General features: G+C 72.1%; 17 protein-coding genes and 1 tRNA gene. 11 read left to right on the top strand and 7 right to left on the bottom strand.

The window, feature by feature from the left end; all coding sequences use genetic code 11:
* Positions 1-66 precede the first annotated feature (66 nt).
* A complete protein-coding gene (locus CP983_RS25635) occupies positions 67-2637 on the bottom strand; it encodes an ABC transporter permease (RefSeq protein ID WP_150502077.1) in 2571 nt (856 codons plus the stop codon).
* On the bottom strand, positions 2634-3422 hold the full coding sequence (locus CP983_RS25630) for an ABC transporter ATP-binding protein (RefSeq protein ID WP_150502075.1): 789 nt from the start codon (positions 3420-3422) through the stop codon (positions 2634-2636). Before CP983_RS25630 ends, CP983_RS25635 begins: the two co-directional genes overlap by 4 nt.
* A 391-nt stretch (positions 3423-3813) precedes the next feature.
* Here CP983_RS25630 and CP983_RS25625 point away from each other — a divergent pair, with 391 nt between their 5' ends.
* Positions 3814-5382: an MFS transporter gene (locus CP983_RS25625; RefSeq protein ID WP_150502073.1), complete on the top strand. Its 1569-nt coding sequence runs from the start codon at positions 3814-3816 to the stop codon at positions 5380-5382.
* On the opposite strand, the gene CP983_RS25620 is transcribed toward CP983_RS25625, so the two are convergent.
* Positions 5363-6529, bottom strand: coding sequence for an alpha/beta hydrolase family protein (locus CP983_RS25620; protein ID WP_150502071.1), 1167 nt, complete (start codon positions 6527-6529; stop codon positions 5363-5365). The genes CP983_RS25625 and CP983_RS25620 overlap by 20 nt on opposite strands.
* A 132-nt stretch (positions 6530-6661) precedes the next feature.
* Here CP983_RS25620 and CP983_RS25615 point away from each other — a divergent pair, with 132 nt between their 5' ends.
* The 7 genes from CP983_RS25615 to CP983_RS25580 all read left to right on the top strand — a co-directional run bounded on the left by CP983_RS25615 (position 6662) and on the right by CP983_RS25580 (position 14108).
* Positions 6662-7156 (top strand): GNAT family N-acetyltransferase, encoded by a 495-nt coding sequence (locus tag CP983_RS25615; RefSeq protein ID WP_150502069.1) that lies wholly within the window; start codon positions 6662-6664, stop codon positions 7154-7156.
* A 277-nt stretch (positions 7157-7433) separates the two neighbouring features.
* Entirely contained in the window at positions 7434-8273 is an 840-nt protein-coding gene (locus tag CP983_RS25605; protein ID WP_150502065.1) for a helix-turn-helix domain-containing protein, read from the top strand.
* A complete protein-coding gene (locus tag CP983_RS25600) occupies positions 8245-8454 on the top strand; it encodes a DUF397 domain-containing protein (RefSeq protein WP_150502063.1) in 210 nt (69 codons plus the stop codon). The genes CP983_RS25605 and CP983_RS25600 overlap by 29 nt, the downstream gene beginning before the upstream one ends.
* 51 nt (positions 8455-8505) lie before the next feature.
* Positions 8506-9210 (top strand): hypothetical protein, encoded by a 705-nt coding sequence (locus tag CP983_RS25595; protein ID WP_125527996.1) that lies wholly within the window; start codon positions 8506-8508, stop codon positions 9208-9210.
* 134 nt (positions 9211-9344) lie between these two features.
* Entirely contained in the window at positions 9345-11762 is a 2418-nt protein-coding gene (locus CP983_RS25590; RefSeq protein WP_150502061.1) for a hypothetical protein, read from the top strand.
* Positions 11763-11985: 223 nt separating this feature from the next.
* The gene (locus CP983_RS25585; RefSeq protein WP_150502060.1) at positions 11986-12501 is read left to right on the top strand and encodes a DUF485 domain-containing protein; all 516 of its coding nucleotides are present in this window, start codon (positions 11986-11988) and stop codon (positions 12499-12501) included.
* The gene (locus tag CP983_RS25580; protein ID WP_150502058.1) at positions 12498-14108 is read left to right on the top strand and encodes a sodium/solute symporter; all 1611 of its coding nucleotides are present in this window, start codon (positions 12498-12500) and stop codon (positions 14106-14108) included. Before CP983_RS25585 ends, CP983_RS25580 begins: the two co-directional genes overlap by 4 nt.
* A 24-nt stretch (positions 14109-14132) precedes the next feature.
* On the opposite strand, the gene CP983_RS25575 is transcribed toward CP983_RS25580, so the two are convergent.
* From CP983_RS25575 to CP983_RS25565, 3 genes are all read right to left on the bottom strand, one after another.
* Positions 14133-15020: a coiled-coil domain-containing protein gene (locus CP983_RS25575; protein ID WP_150502056.1), complete on the bottom strand. Its 888-nt coding sequence runs from the start codon at positions 15018-15020 to the stop codon at positions 14133-14135.
* A 241-nt stretch (positions 15021-15261) separates the two neighbouring features.
* A complete protein-coding gene (locus tag CP983_RS25570; RefSeq protein WP_150502054.1) occupies positions 15262-18390 on the bottom strand; it encodes an SUKH-4 family immunity protein in 3129 nt (1042 codons plus the stop codon).
* An 8-nt stretch (positions 18391-18398) separates the two neighbouring features.
* Positions 18399-19394 carry an SMI1/KNR4 family protein gene (locus CP983_RS25565; protein ID WP_107905821.1) on the bottom strand — a complete coding sequence of 332 codons (996 nt, stop codon included), beginning with the start codon at positions 19392-19394 and terminating at the stop codon, positions 18399-18401.
* A 308-nt stretch (positions 19395-19702) separates the two neighbouring features.
* Between CP983_RS25565 and CP983_RS25560 the strand changes: the two genes are divergently transcribed.
* Positions 19703-20227: a YwqJ-related putative deaminase gene (locus tag CP983_RS25560; RefSeq protein WP_126901381.1), complete on the top strand. Its 525-nt coding sequence runs from the start codon at positions 19703-19705 to the stop codon at positions 20225-20227.
* 169 nt (positions 20228-20396) lie between these two features.
* The gene (locus tag CP983_RS25555) at positions 20397-20891 is read left to right on the top strand and encodes an SUKH-3 domain-containing protein (RefSeq protein WP_125527967.1); all 495 of its coding nucleotides are present in this window, start codon (positions 20397-20399) and stop codon (positions 20889-20891) included.
* Between the two features lie 112 nt (positions 20892-21003).
* Here the strand turns inward: CP983_RS25555 and CP983_RS25550 are convergent, their stop codons facing one another.
* The gene (locus CP983_RS25550) at positions 21004-22338 is read right to left on the bottom strand and encodes a sensor histidine kinase (RefSeq protein WP_150502052.1); all 1335 of its coding nucleotides are present in this window, start codon (positions 22336-22338) and stop codon (positions 21004-21006) included.
* Positions 22339-22560: 222 nt separating this feature from the next.
* Between CP983_RS25550 and CP983_RS25545 the strand changes: the two genes are divergently transcribed.
* Positions 22561-22632, top strand: a tRNA-Gln gene (locus tag CP983_RS25545).
* Positions 22633-22676: the final 44 nt, after the last annotated feature.

Raw genomic sequence — 22676 nt, 5'->3', positions numbered from 1 at the left:
CTTCCGGACCGGGCCCGTCCCCCGCAACCCCCGTGTGCGGTGGCTATTAAGTGGCCTGTCGGCCGGCTACTCGGTCGCGATCGCGTTCAGTACGTTCATCCGGCCCGCCCTGAACGCCGGCACCAGGGCCGCGAACAGGCCCACGAAGGCCGAGCCGATGAAGACCGCGATGATCGTCGGCCATGGGATGTCGAGGACGTTCAGGCCCTCCAGAGCCAGCAGCTTCTGCGCCGTCGCGCCCCAGCCCATGCCCAGCCCCAGGCCCAGCAGGGCACCGAAGAGGGCGATGACCACCGACTCCATGCGGATCATGCGGCGCAGCTGGCGGCGGGAGAGGCCGATCGCGCGCAGCAGGCCGATCTCCCTGGTCCGCTCGACCACCGACAGGGCCAGGGTGTTCACCACGCCCAGGACCGCCACGATGATCGCGAGGGCCAGCAGGCCGTAGACCATGTTCAGGAGCTGGCCGACCTGGTCCTTCAGCTCCTCCTTGTAGTCGGTCTGGTCGCGGACCTGGTACTGCGGGTAGGAGTCGAGGGACTTCTTCAGGGCGGCGTACGCCGCTTCCTCCTGGCCTTCCTTCGCCTTGCCGAACATCATCACGCTCTGCGGCGTCCGGTCGGCGGGCAGGTACTTCGACAGGGTCTCGATGCTCGTGTAGCGGGCGCCCTGGTCGATGGAGGTGTCGTCGTCCGTGATGGCCGCGACCTTCAGCTTCGCCGTCTCGCCGCCCTTGAAGGCGACGGAGATGGTGTCGCCGACACGCACGCCGTGCTTCTTGGCGTAGTCGGAGCCGACCGACATGGCGTCCTTGCCGTAGGCCGCGGACAGGGTGCCCTGCGTGGTCGTACGGCGCAGGTCCTCGGCGTACGTCGGGTCGGCGGCAGTGATCCCGGTGTCGTCGGTCTTGCCGTCCGGCGAGGTCACGGTGGCGTCGACGTCCTTGTAGCGGGTGACGTGGGCGAGGCCCGGGGTCTGCTGCATGGCCTTCTCGGCCTGCGGCACGATCGGCTGCTGCTGGCTCATGATGATGAAGTCCGCGCCCACCGACTTGTCCAGCTCGCTCGTCGCCGAGGCGACCATCGAGGAGCCGACGACCGAGAGGCAGGCCACCAGCGCGAGGCCGATCATCAGGGCGGCGCCCGTGGCACCGGTACGGCGCGGGTTGCGCAGGGCGTTGCGCTCGGCCATGCGGCCGACGGGCCCGAAGGCGCGCAGCAGGACCGCGCTGATCACCCGGACCACCGCACCCGCGAGGAGCGGGCCGATGACGACGAAGCCGATCAGGGACAGCACCACACCGCCGCCCAGCATCAGCGCGCCGTCGCTCGCCTTGTCGGCGGTGGCGGCGGCGTACAGGGCGAAGGCGCCCGCGCCGGTCAGCACCAGCCCGATCAGGGCGCGCACCCAGCCGGCCTTGCCGTCGGCCGGCGTACCGGCGTCGCGCAGGGCGGCCATCGGGGAGACCTTGCCCGCGCGGCGGGCCGGCAGGTAGGCGGCCAGCACCGTCACCACGACACCGAGGATCAGGCCGACGACCGGGGTCGTCACCTTCACCGTGAGGTCGTCGGTGGAGAGGTTCATGCCGGCCATCGACATGAGCTTCATCAGGCCGACCGCGATGCCGACACCGGCGGCCACGCCCAGGACGGAGCCGATGAAGCCGAGCAGCAGCGCCTCCACCAGCACGGACCGGTTGACCTGCCGGCGCGAGGAGCCGATCGCCCGCATCAGGCCGATCTCACGGGTGCGCTGGGCGACCAGCATCGAGAAGGTGTTGATGATCAGGAAGATGCCGACCAGGAACGCGATCCCGGCGAAGCCGAGCATGGCGTACTTGATGACGTCCATGAACGCGCCGACGTCCTTGCGGTTCTCGTCCGCGCTCTCCTTGGCCGTCTGGACCTTGTACGAGCCGTCCAGGGCCTGCACGACGTCCTGCTTGAGCTTGGCGTCGCTCACGCCGTCCGCCGCGGTGACGGACACCTGCGTGAAGCGGCCGGTGGCGCCGAGCAGGCCGCGCTGGGCGGTCTCGGTGTCGAAGTAGACGACGGCCGCGCCCGGGTTGGTCACCTTCCAGGAGGCGATGCCGACGATCCGCGCGCGGATGTCGCCGGTGGCGGCGATGGTGCGCAGTTCGTCGCCGAGCTTCAGGTCGTGCTTGTCGGCGGTGTCCGCGTCGACCATGACCTCGGTGGGCCCGCGCGGAGCGTGCCCCGAGGTGATCTCCATGGACTTCTTGTCGTTCTCGGTCCAGTTGCCGGCGATGGTGGGCGCGCCGGTGGAGGAACCCATGTTCTTGTTCTCGGAGTTGACGACGGTCACGCTCATCGAGCCGACCGAGCCCTCCGCCTTCTTGACGCCGTCGACGGCGGCGACCTGCTCGACGGCCGAGGCGGGCAAGGAGGCGGGCTTGCCGGTACCGGCGCCGTCGTCCTCGTCCTTCGCCTCCTTGGGGCTGACGGTGACGTCGGAGGAGGTGACGGCGAAGAGCTTGTCGAAGGTGGTGTTCATCGTGTCGGTGAACACCAGGGTCCCCGAGACGAACGCCACGGACAGCAGCACGGCCACGGCCGACAGGGCCATCCGCCCCTTGTGCGCGAAGAAGTTGCGCATCGAGGTCTTCAGGACGGTCATGACGTACGCCCCCGGGCGTCGAAGTCCTTCATGCGGTCCAGGACGGCGTCGGCGGTGGGCTTGTACATCTCGTCGACGATGCGGCCGTCGGCGAGGTACAGCACGCGGTCCGCGTACGAGGCGGCGACCGGGTCGTGGGTGACCATCACGATGGTCTGCCCGAGCTCGTCGACGGACCTGCGCAGGAAGCCGAGGACCTCCGCGCCGGCGCGGGAGTCGAGGTTTCCGGTCGGCTCGTCACCGAAGATGATCTCCGGGCGGGCGGCCAGCGCACGGGCTACGGCGACGCGCTGCTGCTGACCGCCGGAGAGCTGGGTCGGCCGGTGCTTGAGCCGGTCGGAGAGCCCCACGGTGTCGACGACGCGCCCGAGCCAGGCCGGGTCGGGCTTGCGGCCCGCTATGTCCATGGGCAGCGTGATGTTCTCCAGGGCGTTCAGCGTGGGCAGCAGGTTGAACGCCTGGAAGATGAAGCCGATCCGGTCCCGGCGCAGCTGCGTGAGCTTCTTGTCCTTCAGCCCGGTGATCTCGGTCTCGTCGAGGTGGATCTGGCCGCTGGTGACGGTGTCGAGCCCGGCGAGGCAGTGCATGAGCGTGGACTTGCCGGATCCGGAGGGACCCATGATCGCGGTGAACTGGCCCCGCGCGATGTCCACGTCGACGTGGTCGAGAGCGACAACACGGGTCTCCCCCGACCCGTACGCCTTGACGACCTGCCGCGCCCGTGCGGCAACGGCCGTACGCCCTCCAGTACCCCCGTGCCTGGGAATGGTCACAGCCGATGTCACGGTATGTCTCCTAAGTCGGTCAGCTGGTGAATCACGAGAACTGCTACGACGTTCAGTCTCGTGGCGGGAGAGGGTCCGGCGCGCTGGTGCCCGGCCCCCTCTTGTGCGGGGGAAAACCCCACCCCCGGTGGTTCGGTAAGCCGCCCCCCAGCGGCGTAAAGCCAGGTTAAGGACGGCACCCGCACCGTCTCGTCCTCCGGCGGTACCAACCCTCCCCGAGACCTGGTACGGAGGTCCCCCTAGGGGCTGTCCACCCTTCGGTGGAGTGCGCGTCGGGGTTGTCTCCACCCTTCGGCTCATCGAGCCTCCACCCTCCCGCGGCGTGAGGGTCAAGTGGGAAGCTGTTCGGCGGCAGATAGGTGCAAGGGGAAAGCATCAGGAGAGGAACCCGGTGGGCAGTTCGAGACCCGCGATACCCGACACCGCACCGCGCGCCGCAACCGACAAGAGAGCGGCCGTGGTCGCGGCCCTGATGCTCGCGATGGCGCTGGCCGCGCTCGACGCCACCATCGTCTCCACTGCCGTGCCTCAGATCGTCGGTGACCTCGGCGGCTTCTCCGTCTTCTCCTGGCTGTTCTCGGGCTATCTGCTCGCGGTGACGGTGACCCTGCCCGTCTACGGCAAGCTCTCCGACACCTTCGGCCGCAAGCCGGTGCTGATCGCGGGCGCGGCGGTGTTCCTGCTGGGGTCGCTGCTGTGCGCGGCGGCCTGGAACATGGCGGCGCTGATCGCGTTCCGGATCGTGCAGGGACTGGGCGGCGGGGCCCTTCAGGGCACGGTCCAGACCCTGGCCGCCGACCTGTACCCGCTCAAGGAACGCCCGAAGATCCAGGCCAAGTTGTCCACTGTGTGGGCGCTGTCGGCGGTGGCCGGTCCGGGTCTGGGCGGAGTGCTGGCGGCGTATGCGGACTGGCGCTGGATCTTCCTCATCAACCTGCCCATCGGGGCGGTGGCGTTGTGGCTGATCGTCCGCCATCTGCACGAGCCGCAGCGCGCGACGGCGGGCACGCGCGCGCGTGTCGACTGGGCGGGCGCGCTCGCGGTGTTCGCGTGCGGCGGCGTGCTGCTGACGGCGCTGGTGCAGGGCGGGGTGGCCTGGCCGTGGCTGTCGGCCCCGTCCCTGGCCCTGTTCGCCGCGGGGCTCGCGCTCGTGGCGGTCGTGGTGCTGGTGGAGCGGCGGGCGGCCGAGCCGATCATCCCCGGATGGGTGTGGCGGCGCCGGACGATCGCAGCGGTGAACCTGGCGCTGGGCGCGCTGGGTCTGCTGATGGTGGCGCCGACGGTGTTCCTGCCGACGTACGCCCAGGCGGTCCTCGGCCTGGCACCGGTGGCGGCCGGATTCGTGCTGTCGGTCTGGACGTTGAGCTGGCCGGTGTCCGCGGCGCTGAGCCAGCACGTGTACCGCAGGATCGGCTTCCGCAACACGGCGATGCTGGGCATCGGAACGGCCTCGCTGATCCTTCTGGCCTTCCTGTTCCTGCCGTATCCGGGGGCGGCCTGGCAGCCGACGCTGCTGATGCTGCTGCTGGGGGCGGCGCTGGGGCTGTTCCAACTGCCGCTGATCGTGGGCGTGCAGTCGACGGTCGGCTGGTCGGAGCGGGGCACGGCGACGGCGTCGGTGCTGTTCTGCCGGCAGACCGGCCAGACGGTGGGCGCGGCGCTGTTCGGCGCGGTGGCGAACGGCGTACTGGCCTCGCGGCTCGGCGGGGCGAACGACCTGGACTCGGTGACCCGGGCGCTGGACTCCGGCGGTACGGCCCCGGAGGCCACCAGGAGGGCCATCGCCGACGCGGTGCACGCCGTGTACCTGGGGGCGTCGTGCGCGGCGGCGCTGGCCTTCCTGGTGCTGTTGCTGCTGGCGCCGAGGCGGTTCCCGGTCCTGAAGGAGCCCGGTGACGAGGCCCCGGATCAGGTCGCCGTCGACGCCGTCAAAGGCGCCGTCACGGAAGACGGACGCTGACCTCGGGGTTGTCCGGCGACGGCCCGTCGAGCAGCGGCTGCGGGGCGCCCTTCAGATGCAGGTCGAAGAACGCGGCGACGTACGCGCGCGTGAGGGCCAGTGAACGCTCGTAGGGCACCTGGGCGGTGTCCGGGATGCCGACCAGGTCGGCGAGCAGCGGTACGTCGGTGAAGGAGCCGTGGTCGGTTCCGGCCACCGTCATCCAGCGCTTCCAGCCGTCCAGGTCGGCCCAGGTCCGGTGCCAGGACTCGTCGCCCTGCCTGGCCTCGGCGCCGAACATCAGGAAGGGCCGCCCGTCGAGGCCGCCTTCGGGGACCTTGGAGAAGAAGGTGCCGTCCATGTTGACGCCAGCCCGCACGCGCGCGTCGCCGGCCATCGTCGCGGCGGCCGAGTTGCCGCCTATGGAGTGCCCGGCCATGCCGATGCGCCTGGCGTCGATCACGCGCGCGTACCGCCACGCGGGATGGCGCCCGGTCAGCCGGTCCAGCACGAAGGAGACGTCGCGGGCCCGGCTCTCGGCGACGGCGTCACCGCCGATGGTGGAGAAGTCGTCGCAGATCGCGCAGGGCAGGGTCCGCCCGTCGGGGAGGGTCGTGCCGGCGTTCTCGTAGGGATGGTCGACCAGCGCGACGGCGTACCCGCGACTGGCGAGGTCCTCTGCGAGACCGGTGAGGGTGGCGCGCGGGAAGGTGAACCCGGGCGAGAGCACGACGAGCGGGAACCGGCCGCGCGCGGGGCGGGCGTCGGTGTGCGCCCAGGTACGGACGCCGCTGATCACCTCCGGCGGGACGATGACGTCGGGCGCCCGCAACTCGATGAGGTGGCGGGCCTCTTCGGTCGTCATGTAGGGCGCGGTCGGCCCGCCGGTGCCGGGGCGCGCCGGGTAGTACATGGACACCATCAGCTGCCGGGGCCCGGCGGAGGGCACCCAGGGGTCTGGCCGGTCGCGGTCGACGAGATGGAGGGTGCTGCGGCCGACGGGGTGCGGGCCGGTGGGGCGGGGCAGTTGGGCCGATGCCGCAGACGTCACGGAGGCGACGGGGGCCGCCTCCGCGGCGACGGCCGGCAGGGTCAGGGCGGGTCCGAGCACGAGCACGACGGACGCCGCCAGCGCCGATAAGCGCAGGCTGTTCGGTGATCTGTTCATGCCGAGGACGCTAGGCCGCGAACCCCTCGCATGGCGTCGCCCGGCGGTCGTAGGCCAGGGGTGCCGGACGGCGGTACCGGGGTCGTTCCCCGGACGGACGGGCCCCTGACCGTCTCACCTACGCTGTCCCCCATGCCGACCCTGGAACGCCTGCGCGCCAACCACGCGGAGGCCCTGCTGGCCTTCGAGCACGAGAACCGTGAGTACTTCGCCCGTACGGTGCCGGACCGCGGGGACCAGTACTTCACCCCCGCGGGATTCGCGGCCAGGCACCAGGCGCTGCTGGCCGAACAGGACGCCGGGATCTGCCACTTCCACGTCGTGCTGGACGTCGAGGGGCGCCTGGTCGGCCGTATCAACCTGATGGATGTCGAGGACGGTTCCGCCGAACTCGGCTACCGCGTCGGCGAGCTCGCGTCGGGCAAGGGCGTCGCCACGGCGGCGGTCGCGGAGATGTGCCGGATGGCCGCCACGGCGTACGGGCTGACGTCCTTGGTCGCGGTGACCACGCTCGACAACGCGGGGTCCCGGACCGTGCTGGAGCGGAACGGGTTCGTCACCTTGGGGGAGACGACCGTCGGCGGCCGGCCGGGGATCCGCTACAGGCGCGAGCATCTCGGGCACTGACAGGGCGGGAACCGGCCCGCGAGGTCGAAGGGCGTGTCCTTCCGGGAGGGCTGATACGTCACTGTGGGTCCCCAGGTCCGCCCGCTGTCCCGGGACACCCGCAGGGTGAGGAAGGGTACGGCCACTTCGTCGAACGGGTCTTTCTCCTGCTCAGCCTGCTCCACGCCAACGCCTTTCACTTTCCGTGCTGTTGCATGCACACAGTGACGTCACTCTGGGTACGCTCGGAAGGTGGCTCAGCGTGACAACGGGGTCCGCACGGAGGGGAGTTGCAGGGGTGGCCATCGAGGACAATCCGCGTTCGCGGGAGCAGTACGGGGCGGAGCTGAAGCGGCGACGGGAGTCGGCGGGCCTCACCCAGGAGCAGCTGAGCCAGCGTGCGGTGATGTCGCGCACGCACATCGCGCACATCGAGGCGGGGAGGCGACGGCCGGATCCGGATGACGCGCGGCGGCTCGATCAGGTGTTGGAGGGCGGCGGGTTCTTCGAGAACTTTCTGCCGACGTTGGACGGCAAGAAGGTGGCCGAGCATTTCGCGGAGGCCGCGGAACTGGAACGGCAGGCCGTCGCCATCAAGGAGTACGCGAGCACACTGGTGCCCGGCTTCCTCCAGACTCCGGAGTACGCACGCGATGTGCTCAGCTCGGGGCACCCGGCGAAGAGCGACGAGAAGCGTGACAGCCTTCTGGCCACTCGCCTCGAACGAGCCCGTCTCCTGGACGACTTCGACTCGCCCAAGGTGACACTGCTGCTCAGCGAAGCGGTACTCCGTCAGGCGGTCGGCGGCGCACAGGTGATGTGCGATCAGCTTCGGCACATCCTGGCGCTGAGCGAGAGCCGACGCATCCGTGTGCACGTGCTCCCGTTCGCGGTGGGCTCGCACGCCCTTCTGGCTGGTGCGGTCAAGCTCATGTGGTTCGAAGAACTACCCCCTGTCGCATACGTCGAAGGCCTGAAGTCAGGCCGGATCTGGGAACTTCAGGGCACAGTCCGCGAGCTGGAGGACGTTTACGATCATGCGCTGGGCGATGCGATGTCGCACCGAAAGTCTCTGGCATTGCTCAGGTCGGTCGCGGAGGATTACGAGCATGAAGCGCAGCGAGAGCAGCATCCCTGACGCATCGATAGTGACTGGCTGGCGCAGGTCGAGCTACAGCGACGAGAGCGGCGGCAACTGCCTCGAAGTCACCGACGCGGCCGGCGTCCACGTCCCCGTCCGCGACAGCAAGACCCCCACCGGCCCGGCGATCGTCTTCTCCGCCTCCGCCTGGACGGAGTTCGTCACCGCGCTCCGTTAGGGCTCGGCATGACAAGATGCCCGGCGGGGAGAGGGGGACGCGATTCTTTCCGTGGTCGCGAACATCGGGATCGGGCTGGTCACCAGCCTGCTCGGCGGTGTCTTCGTCTGGTTGTGGGACCGCACCAAACGCACGCGTGAAGTGAACCGGCGCGCGGCATTCTTCGGCGTCCGCCCGGGGCAGACCTGCCTGATCGTGCTCGGCAACAAGTACAACGCGCCCGGCACGGCGCACTACCGGGACGTCCGTGCGGTGGTCGAGCTGTCGCTGCTCGCGGGGGAGTTGGGCTGCAAGGTGGCCGTGGAGTCCGGGGACTTCCGCGGCAGCAACGGCGACCGTACGGAGTTCTGTGTGGGCGGCCCGAGCGGCGGCGCCAACATCCGTACCGGCGGCCATCTCGCCGCGCACCTCCCCGGCGTCACCATCCACGCCTACGACGCGACTCTTCCGGACTCGATGGCCATAGAGGTCGGCGGAGAGAAGTTCCGCTGCGACCGCGGCACTCAGGAGTACGCCCTCGTGGCGAAGTTCCAGCCCGCGGAGTCCGGCAGCCCCGTGTTCTTGGTGTCCGGGCAGACGTCGGTGGGCAACATCGCCGCGGTCCACTTCCTGCGACGCGAGTACGCGAACGTGGCCGGGCGGCTGTCCTCGCTGGAACGCTTCTGCCTGCTGATCAAGGTGTCCGACATCGGCACGTACGAGTTCCACCGGGCGGAGCTGGAACGAGAGGTCTCCGCAGCCGCGTTCGGGCAGTGAAAGGCCGGTGGCACCGCGCCGCCGGCCGGGGATGCGGCCGTCGCCCCCTAGGGCCGACCCCGTCTCCCTTTCTCCGGGACCGCCCACCCTCGCGCAGGACGCCCGGCCGCAGACCCGCCGCGTCTGCTGGAGTCATGGACTTCAACAGGCGTACGGCAATGGCGGCGGGACTCGGCGCGGCGGCGACCGCGGCGGTGGGGGCCGGATCGGCTTCCGTCCGCGCCGCCGGCCCCGCGACGATCACGATTCCCGGCGAGTCGCCCACCAGCACGAACATCCCCGTGGCCCGGGACCTCCGTGCCTCCGGCGGCCGCTACCTCGCCCTGCTGACGGCGGAGCGGCCACCGTCGGGCAAGGGCTGGTACGCCACGTACCGCGTCCGCGTCCCGCGGTCGGGCGTGTACGCGCTGACCGCCGTCGCCGTCGCCCCGGTGGAGACCCCGCACACGGAGGCGGTCGGCTCCTACCTCCAGCTCTCGGTGGACGGCGGTCCGTTCCGCGAGGTCGCCCGCTCGCAGCCGGACTGGTACGGGTCGCCGGCCGCTTGGGGCGATCTTTCCGAGATGAATCTGGGGGAGGTGGAACTTCGGGAGGGGGACGGGGCGTTCAGCTTACGAGTCGTCGAACCGACGGTCCTTGACAACAGAATCGTGTATGTCCTGTCGCTGGATCATCTGGTCCTGCGTCCCCTGCCCGGCGGCCCCGCTCTGCGCACGGCCGCCGTCCCCCGTCACCGCGCCGGCGAGCCCGCTCGCCTGCGTCTGACCCTCAACGCCCCTGCCACGCGCCCGCACCCCGTTCGCTACGCCGTCACCGACTACCACGGCCAACGGGTTGCCGCCGGCCGCGCGGCCGTCCCCGCAGGCCGCAGGACCACCACCGTCACGCTCCCGGCCGACCTCCCGCCGGGCCACTACCGCATCCACGCCGACGACGACGTGACCAGCACGTTCGCCCGCCTTCCCGTCCGCCGCGCCGTCACGCGCACAGGCGCGGCCGACAACCCCTTCGGCGTCAACGTCTGGGCGTCCTCGCTCGTACCGCCCTCCCGGCTCGACGAATTCGCCGCCGCCCTGCGGGACATGGGGGCGGGGTGGGTCCGTGACGGACAGTCCTGGCCGGCCGCCGAGCCCGCGCCCGGTGCGTACGACACCGCGCACCACGACCGGGTCATCCGCACGCTGCGTGCCCACGGTCTCGCCGTCCTCGACGTGCTCTCGCCCGCGCCCGAGTGGGCGATGACCGACGCCTCGCTGCCCCTGCCCGCGGACCTGCGGCACGCCTACCGCTACGCCCGCTGCCTCGCCCTGGCCGCCCCCGAGGCGCTCCAGCTCTCCAACGAGCCCGACGTCGACACCACCCGCAGCACCGGCGACGCCCACGCCGCGTTCGTGAAGGCGACCGCGCTCGGCATCAAGGATGCCCGCGCCGAACCGCCGCTCGTCGTGCTGCCCGGGATCGCACAGTCGGGCCCGTTCCAGGACCTGATGCTCGCCAACGACGTCGTCCGGTACGCCGACGTCTGGGCCTTCCACGGCTATCCGGACCCGGCGGACCAGGACGACCCCGAGTTCCCCGGCGCCGCCGAGGAACAGCACGCGCTCGCCCGGCGACAGGGGGCCGGTGACACGCCCCTGTGGATGACCGAGTGCGGAGCCTTCCTGACGACGCCCTCCGACCTCACCCCCGCCCAGGAGCGGGTTCAGGCGCGCTATCTCGTGCGGTCGATGGTGGAGGGGCTGGCCGCCGGGAACGCCCGCCAGTTCTGGTTCGCCGCTCCTCCACTGCACGACGACGGCGTCTGGTTCGGCCTGCTCGACCGGGACTTCGGTCCCCTCCCCGCGTACAGCGCCTTCGCCACGCTGACCTCACTGCTGGGAGCGGCACGCTTCGTGGGACCGGTGCCGCAACTACCCACCGGGGTCCGGGGGTTCCGCTTCGACGACGGGTGCGGGCAGCAGGTGAGCGTCCTGTGGGCGATGGCGCGGCACACGCGCGTGTCCGCTCCGGGAGTGGCGTACGACATCATGGGCCGCCGGATCGAGCGGTCGGGCCCGGCCGTCGTCGCCTCTCCCGACCCCGTCTATGTCGTGTCACGCGGGGCGGCTGCAAGCGCGAGGGCCCGAGGGGCGGCGGATGCGCTCCGGCGTCCGGGCCCCGGTTCCCTCTCCCCCGCCGAGCACATCGTCCTCAGCCAGCGCTACGCCGCCCGCAACGCCGCGCCCGGCAAGGACGACGGCGACGCGCCACCGCCGCACGGCTACCGCCTGGGCCGTCGTACCCGGATGAGCCTCGACGTCTACAACTTCGGCGATCGGGGACGGTACGTGACCGTCGCGGCGGAGCCGATGGGCGCGGGGTGGTCGGTGCGGCCGGTGAGCGTGGCCGACACGCGGGTGTGGGTGCCCGCCGGCGGGCGGGTCGGGGTGGAGTTCTCGGTCGAGGCGGGGCGGTCCGTGCGCCGGAAGGTCGACCGGCGGCTCGTGTTCGGGGCGTGGCTCGATGGAGAGGGCGAGGTGCCCGGGAGTGTGGCGCTGGTGCACCTGAAGTAGCGCCTCCGTCGCCCTCAGTCGCCGTACAGCCGGCTCAAAAGTCTGAGTTAACGCGGGTAACACCCCAGGTCAGACACGGTTCGGCATCGGAAGCGCATACCGACCACTCAGTTTGCAGAAACCCTCGCGCTCAGCCGGTACTCCACAGTAACCTGCGTGGCTCGCCCGCCCCCCACCTCCCTGCGGTCCGCCGCTGGACCCGAGCCACGCAAGGAGCACCGGGATGTCATCCCCGCACAACCGGCACAACCAGTACGACCCGTACAACTCACGTGAACCGCACGATCCCTACGACAGGTTCCGGCCACCTCCGCCCGCATCCGCATCGCCGCCCCCGTCGTACGCCACCTACCCCTGGCAACCGCCCGTCCCACCGGAACCACCGGCACCCCCGAGGCACCTGACCTCCGACCACCCGCCCCTCGGACACCACAGCGACCTGCGGATCCTGCGCGGTGCCTACCGCTGGCAGCGGCGCGTGGCGACGCTGACCGCACTCGGGTACTTCACGCTGTTCCTGATCCTGTCCGCGTTCGCGCCCGGGTTCATGACGGGCACGATCACGGACGGGCTGCCCGCGGGTCTGGTGCTCGCGCTGCTGCAACTGCCCGTCACCTGGCTGGCGATAGCCCTGTACGAGCACACCGCCCGGAACTACGTCGACCCGATCGCGGACCGCATCCGCAAGGAAGCCGCCCTGGACGCCAGGCGCGAGGCGGAGCGGAGGGCCGGACGATGAACGACTTCAGTGGAAACGCACAGGCGATGTCACTGGTCGCGTTCTGCGTCGTGGTCACCATCACGCTGCTGCTGTGCGTGATGACCGGCCCGGACCGGGACGACCTCGACGAGTTCTACACGGGCTACAGCTCGCTGTCCCCCGTGCGCAACGGCCTGGCGATCGGCGGCGACTACATCAGCGCGGCGACCGTGCTCGGCACGACCGGCGTGGTCGCGCTGTGCGGCTACGACGGGATCGTGCTGGCGCTGAGCACCGCCCTGTCGCTGATGCTGCTGATGTTCCTGCTGGCCGAACCCCTGCGCAACGCGGGCCGGTTCACGATGGGCGACGCGCTGGCCCGCCGGATGCCGGGGCGGGGTGTGCGGATCGCGGCGTGCGGGGTGACGCTGGCCGCGCTGCTGCCGCTGATGCTGGTGCAGCTGGCGGGGACCGGGCAACTGCTGGCCTTCATCCTCGGGTTCTCCAGCGACTCCCTGAAGACCGGGTGCGTCATCGGGCTCGGCGTGCTGATGATCAGCTACGCGGCCATCGGCGGGATGAAGGGCACGGCGCTCATCCAGATCCTGAAGATGGTGATGCTGCTCGGGTCGGGCGCTGTCGTCGCCGTACTGGTGCTGCGGAAGTTCGACTGGGACCCGGGCGCGCTGTTCAACGCAGCGGCCGCGCAGAGCGGGGTCGGCCCGGCGTTCCTCCAGTCGGGGCTCCAGTTCGCGGGCAGCCCGTACCCCCGTATCGACATGATCAGCTCCCAGCTCGCGGTCGTCCTCGGCGGCGCCGTCCTGCCGCACATCACCATGCGCATGTACACGGCGAAGAGCGCGCGGCAGGTGCGCAGGTCCATGTCCTGGGCGGTGTCGAGCGTGGCGCTGTTCGTGCTGGTCATCACGGTCGTCGGCTTCGGCGCGACGGCGCTGATCGGGCGTGAGGTCATCGCCGGGGCGGACCCGCGGGGCAACACGGCCTATCTGCTGGGTTCCAGGGCCGTGTTCGGCGCCGAGGTCTCGACCGCGGAGAGCCTGCTGTTCACGGCTGTCACCACGGCCATCTTCCTCACCGTGCTCGCCTCGGTCGCCGGCATGATCCTCGCCTGCGCGAACTCCCTTGCCCATGACCTGTTCGCCACCCGCATGCGGGAGCTGTCCGGTCATCGCGAGATGGCGCTGGCGCGGCTGGCCGCGGTGGGCGTCGGCATCCCGGCGATCGTGCTGGCGACACTGGTCCAGCACCGAAGCCTGCAACCGCTGGTGACGCTGTCCTTCACGCTGGGCGCCTCGGCGATCGCGCCGGCCCTCGTCTACAGCCTGTTCTGGCGCCGGTACACCCGGGCCGGCCTGCTGTGGACGCTGATCGGCGGCACGGCGGTCGTCCTGGCGCTGATGCCGTGGACCAACCTGGTCTCCGGGTCGCCGGCCTCGGCGTTCCCCGAGGCCGACTTCAACTGGTTCCCGTTCACGACGCCCGGACTGGTGTCGGTGCCCGCCGGATTCCTCTTCGGCTGGCTCGGCACGGTCAAGTCCGGGCGCCGGGAGGCCGAGGAGCAGCGACGGCAGTACGAAGCCGTGGAGGGGTGGATTCTGGCGGGGGCGGTACGCAGGGGGAACTGAGCCGGAGCATGCGGGCCGCCCGGGTCACTCCTGGGCGGCCTGGCCGGTGAGGGCCGTCAGGCTGTTGCGCATCTGGCCGATGTGGGTGCGCACGTCGTCCCACACCTCGCCGTGCTCGCGCAGCACCTGCTCGGTCTCCCGGGCGATCTCCTCCGCCTGCTGCCGGGCCTGCGCGACGAGTTCCGTGGCGAGGTCCTGGGCCTCTTCCTGCGCCGTGCGAGCGGTGGCGTCCGCCTCGGCGCGCAGTTCCTTGGCCTCGGCCAGCGCCGCCTCGGCCCGGGTCTGCCGGTCCGCCTCCGCGGCCTTCTGGGCGGCTTTCCGCTCCTCGGCCTCCTGCGCGAACACAGCCCAGCGCTCGTCGTGGTCCTTGGACTGCTCGGTGAGCATGCGGGTGGTGCGGTGCCGCAGTTCGCGCAGCGCGAGGAGTTCCAGTCCGCGCTCCTCGCGCACCATGCGCCGGGCGGCCACCCGGATCTCGTCCGCCTCGGCGCGCGCCGCGAGCATGCGCTCCTCGGTGTACGCGTCGGCCTCCGCGGTCAGGGCGTCGGCATGCGTCCGGGCCGTGTCCCGCAGCCCGCTCGCCCACTCCTTCGCCTTGCCCACCAGGCTCTCCGCCTCCTGCCGCGCGCTCTCCCGCACGGCCTCGGCCTCCTTCTGCACCAGCTCGAAGAGCCGCCGCGCCTGGTCGCCGAGCGCCTCGTACGTCTGCGGGCCGAGCTGCGCCACCTCCTCCCGCAGCCGCTCCGCCTCCGCCTCCATCTCCTTGGCCAGCACGGTGAGGCGGGCGGCCCGTTCCCAGGCGGCGTCCCGGTCGCGGAAGAGGGCGTCGACATAGGCGTCGACCTGTTCGGGACGGTAGCCACGCCCCTTGACGACCACGAAGTCGTGGAGCGAGCACGGTTCGCTGCTCATCCTGAGAACCCCTCTCCGCCGAGCGAATTCGAAAAATGATGATTTAGCGCACATCTTGAGGTATCGAGCGGAGACGGTCATAACGCGACACTCCGGGCGCGGGGCGGGCGCGCGGAGGTCGGTCGGCGGGCATGCGAAAGGGCCGGACCCGGTCGTATCACCGGGGTCCGGCCCTTTCACCGCCTCGTTCGGCCGCCGTCACCGGCGGCCGAGCGAGGTCGTCACAAACAGTCGGGTGGCGTCACAGCAGGCCGTCCCACATCTGCTCCAGCAGCACCGACCACCAGCTCTCCGGCGAGCCGAGTGCCGCCGGGTCGAGGGCGGCGAGCTGGGCCTGGAAGTCGACGGTCCAGCGGCCCGCCTGCTCCTGGTTCAGGCCGAAGCGCAGACGCCACATCCGGCCGAGCAGCGCCAGGCAGCGCTGGAACTCGGGCAGGCCCGTGTTCACGAACTGCGGCGGTACGGGCGCACCGCCCGGCCCTGCTTCCACCGGCACGGCGACGATGTTCGCCGTCCCGTACTGGACACAGATGGCCTTGCCGAAGTCGCTGCCCATGACGAGGTACGACCCGGCGTCCGACGCCGGCTGCACCCCGCGCTCCTGCGCCAGCTCCGCCAGCGTCGGAACGGGCCGCCCCGGCTGGGCCTGCGCCCAGAAGAACGGGCCCATGTCCATCGGCAGCCCGCCGACGACCAGGCTGTGCGCGACGACCGGCGGCACGCCCTGCCGGGACACGGCGGCCTGCTCGAACCGGAAGAGCCCCGGCCCGAACGCCCCCGCCAGCTCCTGCGCCACGCCCTCCGGCGGGATCGGCGGCGCCGCCTGCACCTGCGGCAGCGGGGCACGAACCGGCGCCGGCCGGGCGGGCCCGTCGGCGACCTGGTGCAACTCGCCCTGGTGGGCGAGCAGTTGCTGCATGCCCTGCTGCCGGCTCGCGTGATCGGTGCCGTAGGGCGCGATGGACGTGATGCGGGCCTGCGGCCACTGCTCCCGGATCATCCGCGCGCAGTACGCACCCGGCAGCTCGCACGACTCCAACTCGGTGTGCAGCTCCAGGACCTGGTCCGGCGGCACGTTCATGCCGCGCAGCTCATGGAAGATCTGCCACTCCGGGTGCGGCGTGCCCGGCGCCGAACGCCGGATCAGCTGCTGCTCCGACCCGTCCTGCGCGCGGTAGCGGAGAACGGCCTGGTAGCCGGGCCCGACGGTCGGCTGACCGATGGGCTGCGGCGGATACCCGTAGGAGGGCTGGCCGGGACCGGGGTGTCCGGGGCCGGGCTGGCCGGGGCCGGGCTGACCGGGGCCGGGCTGACCGGGGCCGAGGGGCTGGCCGAGTCCGGGCTGACCGGGACCGGGCTGACCGGGCGGCGGCGCGAAGGCCCCCGGCGGCATGGGGGGCTGTGCGGCGCCGGGCATGCCGGGGGCGCCAGGCATACCGGGAGCACCGGGAGCACCGGGCGGTGGCATTCCAGGTCCCGCCGGGGGCATGCCGTGGGCACCCGGCGGCATGCCGGGAGCGCCAGGAGCCTGCGGCGGCGGAGGCACGCCGGGGCCACCGACCGCCGGTCCGGCCAGCACGGTCTCCGCGTGGTGCACGGCACCCGCCGCACCACCCGAGGAGCCGGGAGCACCGGGCGGCTGGGGGGCACCGGGACCGGCGGGGCCGGGCACACCAGGAACGCCGGGCGGCTGCGGCGCGCCGGGCATGCCGGGGGCACCGGGAGTACCCGGGGCGTTCGGGATGCCGGGCGGGTTCGGCGCACCAGGGCCCTGCGGAGCACCCGGAGCGCCGGGAGGCTGCGGCGCGCTCGGCGGCTGCGGCGCCCCACCCATCAGGCTCGGGTCGGCGAGCACCGTGGCGGCATGGTGCACCCCGCCGGGGGGCGTACCGCCGGGCGTACCGGGCGGGTTGGGGGCGCCCGGAGGCTGCGGCGCGCCGGGCATGCCGGGCGCACCCGGAGCACCGGGCGGCTGCGGAAGGCCGGGCGGGTTCGGCGGACCGGGCGGGTTCGACGCACCGGGGCCCTGCGGAGCCCCGGGACCGGCTACGTCCTCCGGCCCGTCGGGCCCGAGCGAGGACACAAGTTGCGTGGGCACGTAAGCGCCCCCCGACGAACCAGGAGCACCCGGCGCACCCGGCGCCGACGGCGGCGCGGGCGGACCGCCCGCCGACGCACCCGGCATCCCCGGCGCACCCGGCGGCGGAGGCGGCGTCGCCCCACCGCGCGCCCGCGGAGGCGCCGCCTTGCTCGTGGCGGCGTCGGCGATGTCCGCGGCGTTCGGCGCGGACGGCTGACCCGGCGCCCCGGGAGCACCCGGAGCGTGCGGCACACCGGCGGCACCGGCGGGCGCACCCGACGGAGGCGGCGTACCCGGCCCACCGGCACCCTGCGGATACCCGTACGACGGAGCACCCGGCGGAGGCGGCGGAGTCGCACCCGCCGACGGAGGCGGCGTACTGCCCGGCCCGCCCGCACCTTGCGGATAGCCGTACGACGGAGCACCCGGCGGAGGCGTCCCGCCAGGCCCACCGGGCCCAGCCGACCCACCGGGTCCGCCCTGTCCATCCGATCCGCCCTGTCCGCCCGGCGCGTTCGCATCGCCGAGCGCCGGTGAGACCGCCGTGGACGGAAGCTGGCTGCCGCCCGACAGCAACGCCGTCTGGGCGTCGGACTGCGCGGTGTCGTCACCGCTCAGCGGCGGCGCGAACACCGTCTCGGGCAACGGCACGGAACGGTCCTCGCCGGGACCGGGGTTGGTGTCCGTCCCGGCCCAGGGAGTCGCCCCGTCGGGCACCCCGCCCGAGCCCGGACCACTCCCGGCCGGCGGCCCGGCCAACGTCTCGGCAAGCCCCCCGACCCCGTCCGCACCACCGGCGGACCCACCAGCCGACGCAGCCCCGCCACCACCGACACCGCCAGCACCACCGGCACTACCACCGGTACCGGCACCACCACCGCCGCTCCCGGCCAGTGCCCCGCCCCGGCCGCCGTGCGTCCCGATCCGGTCCGCCGCCTCCTGCAACCACTCCGGCGGAGTCAGCAGGAACGACGTCTGGTTCAGGTCCACCCGGGCCGGAGGCGCCGGTGCAGGTTCGGGGACCGCGTCGGCGCGGCCGTACTCCTCCTCGTAGCGGCGGATCACCTCGCCCACCGGCAGCGCGGGCCACAGCGTGGCCTCCCCGCTGTCCCGGGCGATCACCAGCCGCTGGGCACCGCCGTCCGAACGCGGCCCGTCGGCGCGGTCCTCGGCCCACACCACGAACCCGAGCTCGAACTCCCGCACCCGCACCTCACGATGCTGGTACGACGGCAGGTCGCCGTTGATCCACTCCTCGGCGCGTTCCTGCGCCTGCGCGAACGTCACCATCGCGAAGCTCACTCCCCCACAGCCGCGGCCGCGACGGGCACCGCGCGCGCGAACCCACCGTCCACCATCAGATTCGCCACCGTCTCCAACTCCGGCGGAGAACCGGCCAGCCGGGATAGGAACGCGTCGAAGTCCTCACCGCACGGCATCAGCAGCCGCTCCACCCGCTCCGCCGGCGGCCACGTGGGATCCACGTCCCGGGCGTCGTCGAAGGCGCAGAACCACACCGAGCCGATCCGATCGCCCTTCACCTTCACGGCCAGCAGCCCGCCCTGCACGAACCCGACGCCCAGGTAGTCCTTGGTCAGGTGGTCGCGCAGGCACTTGTTGACGTAGACGAGGTCGTTGACCGCGGCCTCGTCCCGCACCGTGAACAGCGGCTGGTCGATCAGCAGGCCCAACTCCGCGTCCAGCGCGGTCCCGACGGGCGCACACCCGCCCGCGGCCTTCAGGAACGAGCGGTACGCGCCGGGCAGCCGGTAGCCGAGGTCCTCCTCAACACCCAGCGCCTGCGCCTCCGTCACCGCCACACCCGACTTCGGCAGCCGGAAATGCGCCGGGCGGGTCTCCTGCAACGGGCGCGTGCCACGCTTGTCGTGGTCCACCGCCGAGGTCGCTATGCCGCCGTGATGCCGCAGCAGTGCCTTGACCTCGACCGGAACCAGCTCCAGCCGCCTGGTGCCCACCGCGTGGTGCCACGTCCAGCCGTGCGGCGTCGCCACCGCGGGCACCGTGTCCCACAACTCGTGCCCCGTGGCCGCCAGCGCCGCGTTCGCCGACACGTAGTCCGTCAGCCGCAACTCGTCGACGCCGAACCCCTCCGGCGGCTCCGCGATCTCCGCCGCCGCGCGCGCGTACGGCGAGAAGTCGGGGTAACCACGGTCGTCGACCCGTACCCCTCTCGGGTGACGGGACGCCCGTACCGGATCCGGGAAATGCACGACCTGCCCGGCGTAGGCCGCGTTCGGCGGCGCGGCTTGCTGCCCGAGCCGACCTGTCGTCATGGCGGTTGCCCCCTGCGGCGTTCTGATGCGCGCCACCACGACCACTCTCGGTCACAACGGCACGTATCGACTGTCTCGTCTGCGTCCACGCGTCACCGCATGGAAAGCGGTGCCGACAGCCTATGCGGTACGACGATCCCGGTCACCGGCGCCGGTCACGACCCCCTCCGCTTCCGTGACCAGCCGTCACCCTGCCGTGACAGCCTGCCCAAACCCGGGCGTGTCGCGTCGCCCCAGCTTCCGCACCCGCCACGGCATTTGGCACTCTGTGACGTCCGAGAGCATGCCCGCGGGATGCTCGGGAGGGGATGATGATCATGAACGCGACGCAGACAGGGCCGCACGCCGCGAGGTCCGGCGACCCCCGCATCGGCTGGAGCGCCACCGAAACCGCGCACGCGCCCGCCCTCCACCACCGCCGCGACGGCATACTCCCCACCGTCGCCGCCGCCCTCTCCGTTCGCGGCGCGACGCTCACCGGCACCGCCGCCCGCGGCGACCAGCGCCCCGAGCTGCACCACCTCGTGCAGGACTTCCTGGACACCCTGACCAGCGGGGAGCGCGACCGCTTCACCGGCCGGTGCGCCGAGACCATCCTCATCTCGCGCCACATCGCCGCCGCCGACGCCACCCGCAGCAAACGCGCCGCGCGCAAACCCATGACCAACGGCGAAGCCCGCAAAGCCCTCAAGCAGGCCAAGCTCACCGCCCGCCGCATCCGCGAGGACGGCGACCCCCTGCACGGCAGCTTCGCCTCACCGTGCCGCGCCTGCACCGCCCTGAGCGCCCACTTCGGCGTCCGTATCGTCGACCCGGCAGCGGCGGACGGCTGACCCCGGCCACCCACCACACCCACACCCACAGCCACAGCCACCGCAGGAAGACTGCACTCCACCCGAAGGACCGGTTCCACCCGAAGGACCGGTTCCACCCGCACGACCGCACTCCGCCGGGCGGCCGAAGGCCGCCATGACACCGGCGCACTCGACGAACGAAGGGCAGATGCACACCGACCGCACCTCCAGCACCCGTTTCCCCGTCCCCGTCGACGCCGCCCTGCGCGCGGCCGGCTGGCAGCCCGGACGCTGGGACATCAAGCAGGCCGAAGTCTGGGCGGACACCCTGCGCGAGCACACCTCACCCGCCGGTCACCGCCATGCCGTCTTCCCCGCCGCGGTCGAGGCGTGGGCCGAATTCGGCGGCCTGCACATCGCACCCACCGGCCCCGGCCGCCAGGTCGCCCCGGCCCACCTGCACTTCGACCCCCTGCACGGCCTCCACATGGCCCGCACCCTCGGCGACCTCGGCCGCGCCCTGGACACCGAGGTCTGCCCCCTCGGTGCCGAGTCCGACACCGAGGCGCTCCTCGCGATCGACGCCGAGGGCCGTATCTACGCCCTCGACCACACCGGCGACTGGTACCTCGGCCCCGACATCGACCAGGCCCTCGCCGGCCTCGTCGCGGGCATAGAACCGGTACGGCTCACGGCGGGCTGAACCAGATCGGTACGGCTGACAGCGGGCCGAGCGAAACCGCTACGGCTCACAGCCGGCCCAGCGGGAGACGAAGGCCCCGAACACCCATGCGGCCCGGGGCGGCCGGCGCCGGCTAGGCCGCCGGAATCACCGCCGACACCCTGAAGCCCCCGGCATCCGTCGGCCCGGACACGAACACCCCGCCCAGCGCGACGACGCGCTCCTTCATCCCCACCAGGCCGTTGCCACCCGACGGCAGCCGCGCGGACGACGCCGACGCCGGCTCCGGCGGCGGGCCGTTCTCGACCTGCATCGCGATCTCCGACATCCGGTGCGCGAGCCGCACCTGCGTCTTCGCACCCGCCGCGTGCTTGTGGACGTTCGTCAGCGCTTCCTGCACCACCCGGTACGCCGTCTGCTCGATCTTCGGCGCGTACCCCCGCGTCTCGCCCTCGACGGACAGCTCCACGACCATCCCCGCGGCCGCCGACTGCCCGATGAGCTCCTCCAGCTCCGACAGGCAGGGCCCCTCCGCGGTGCCCTCGTCCCCGCCGGTCAGCTCCCGGTCGGCCGCGGCAGCCGCTGCGGCTCCCACCGCGGCGAGCGGCACGACGGCGCCCCGCGCCCGGTCCGCCGTGGCGGCCCCGCTGCGCAGTACGCCGAGCATCTCGCGCAGTTCGGTCAGGGCCTGCCGGCCCATGTCCCCCACCAGCGCGGCGTTCTTCACCGCTTTCTCGGGGTCCTTGCGGGCGACGGCCTGGAGGGCGGCGGCATGGACCACCATCAGGCTCACCCGGTGCGCGACGACGTCGTGCATCTCCCGGGCGATCCGGGTCCGCTCCTCGCCCCGCGCCCACTCGGCACGCTCCTCGGCCCGCTCGGCCAGCAGCTGGAGTTCCCGTTCGAGGCTGTCCGCCCGTTCCCGCAGGCTCTCCATGAGCCGGCGCCGCGCGCCGACGTAGAGGCCGAGCAGTAGAGGAGGCGCGGTCACGCCGAGAGCGGTGGTCACCGACGCGAACGGAACCACCCAGTCCCCGAAGGTCAGCTCACCCCGAGCGACGCCCTGGCGGACCCACACGAACGTCACGATCAGCGTGCCGACGAACGACATCCCGGCCAGCGAGGCGATGATCCGCCGCGGCAGCTCGGAGGCGGCGAGGGTGTACAGCCCGACGATGCCGAGCAGGAACCCCATCTGGGCGGGCAGCACCGCGATCGACACGAGCACCACCGCGATGGGCCAGCGGCGGCGCAGCACCAGAACGGCACCGGCCAGCACCCCGAAGACGACACCCGCGGCCTCGGGTATCCCGGCGTCCCGGGCGAACCGAACCCCCTCGACACCGCACTCCAGCGCGGACACGACGGCCAGACTCACGTCCAGCACCGCACTGCGCATCCTGTCCCACCACCAAAGCCCCGCCCCCGGTGGCGGGTCCCCGGCGCGGTCTTCCCCCGTCGTGGTCATGCCTCCAGCCTACGGGCCGACCGACCCGCCTTTCCGGCGAGTTTCGCGGACCGGTCCACACCACTCCCGACAGGCGGTTACGCGGACATCGGCGACCCGAACGACATCCGCTTCCCGAACCGGGAGCGCCGAGTTGTACCGTCGCACGGAGGGCGTCCGGTGCGGCATAGTAGGAGGCGCCGCCAGGCAGCCGGACCAAATGTCCGGCTGAACCGCGTTCAATCCCCCGTGGTGTAATTGGCAGCACTGTGGCTTTTGGTGCCATCTGTCCGGGTTCGAGTCCTGGCGGGGGAGCAAATACTCAAGGCCGGGCCCGACTGCTGACAGCGCAGTCAGGG

The sequence above is a fragment of the Streptomyces chartreusis genome, from assembly GCF_008704715.1.
GTDB lineage: Bacteria > Actinomycetota > Actinomycetes > Streptomycetales > Streptomycetaceae > Streptomyces > Streptomyces chartreusis.
This window is presented reverse-complemented; position numbering and strand designations above follow the sequence as displayed.

Bases quoted from the DNA above. Each gene is read 5' to 3' on its own strand.
- CP983_RS25635 (WP_150502077.1), bottom strand. From the start codon at position 2,637: ATGACCGTCCTGAAGACCTCGATGCGCAACTTCTTCGCGCACAAGGGG.
- CP983_RS25620 (WP_150502071.1), bottom strand. From the start codon at position 6,529: ATGAACAGATCACCGAACAGCCTGCGCTTATCGGCGCTGGCGGCGTCC.
- CP983_RS25615 (WP_150502069.1), top strand. From the start codon at position 6,662: ATGCCGACCCTGGAACGCCTGCGCGCCAACCACGCGGAGGCCCTGCTG.
- CP983_RS25600 (WP_150502063.1), top strand. From the start codon at position 8,245: ATGAAGCGCAGCGAGAGCAGCATCCCTGACGCATCGATAGTGACTGGC.
- CP983_RS25590 (WP_150502061.1), top strand. From the start codon at position 9,345: ATGGACTTCAACAGGCGTACGGCAATGGCGGCGGGACTCGGCGCGGCG.
- CP983_RS25585 (WP_150502060.1), top strand. From the start codon at position 11,986: ATGTCATCCCCGCACAACCGGCACAACCAGTACGACCCGTACAACTCA.
- CP983_RS25580 (WP_150502058.1), top strand. From the start codon at position 12,498: ATGAACGACTTCAGTGGAAACGCACAGGCGATGTCACTGGTCGCGTTC.
- CP983_RS25575 (WP_150502056.1), bottom strand. From the start codon at position 15,020: ATGAGCAGCGAACCGTGCTCGCTCCACGACTTCGTGGTCGTCAAGGGG.
- CP983_RS25570 (WP_150502054.1), bottom strand. From the start codon at position 18,390: ATGGTGACGTTCGCGCAGGCGCAGGAACGCGCCGAGGAGTGGATCAAC.
- CP983_RS25565 (WP_107905821.1), bottom strand. From the start codon at position 19,394: ATGACGACAGGTCGGCTCGGGCAGCAAGCCGCGCCGCCGAACGCGGCC.
- CP983_RS25560 (WP_126901381.1), top strand. From the start codon at position 19,703: ATGATGATCATGAACGCGACGCAGACAGGGCCGCACGCCGCGAGGTCC.
- CP983_RS25555 (WP_125527967.1), top strand. From the start codon at position 20,397: ATGCACACCGACCGCACCTCCAGCACCCGTTTCCCCGTCCCCGTCGAC.
- CP983_RS25550 (WP_150502052.1), bottom strand. From the start codon at position 22,338: ATGACCACGACGGGGGAAGACCGCGCCGGGGACCCGCCACCGGGGGCG.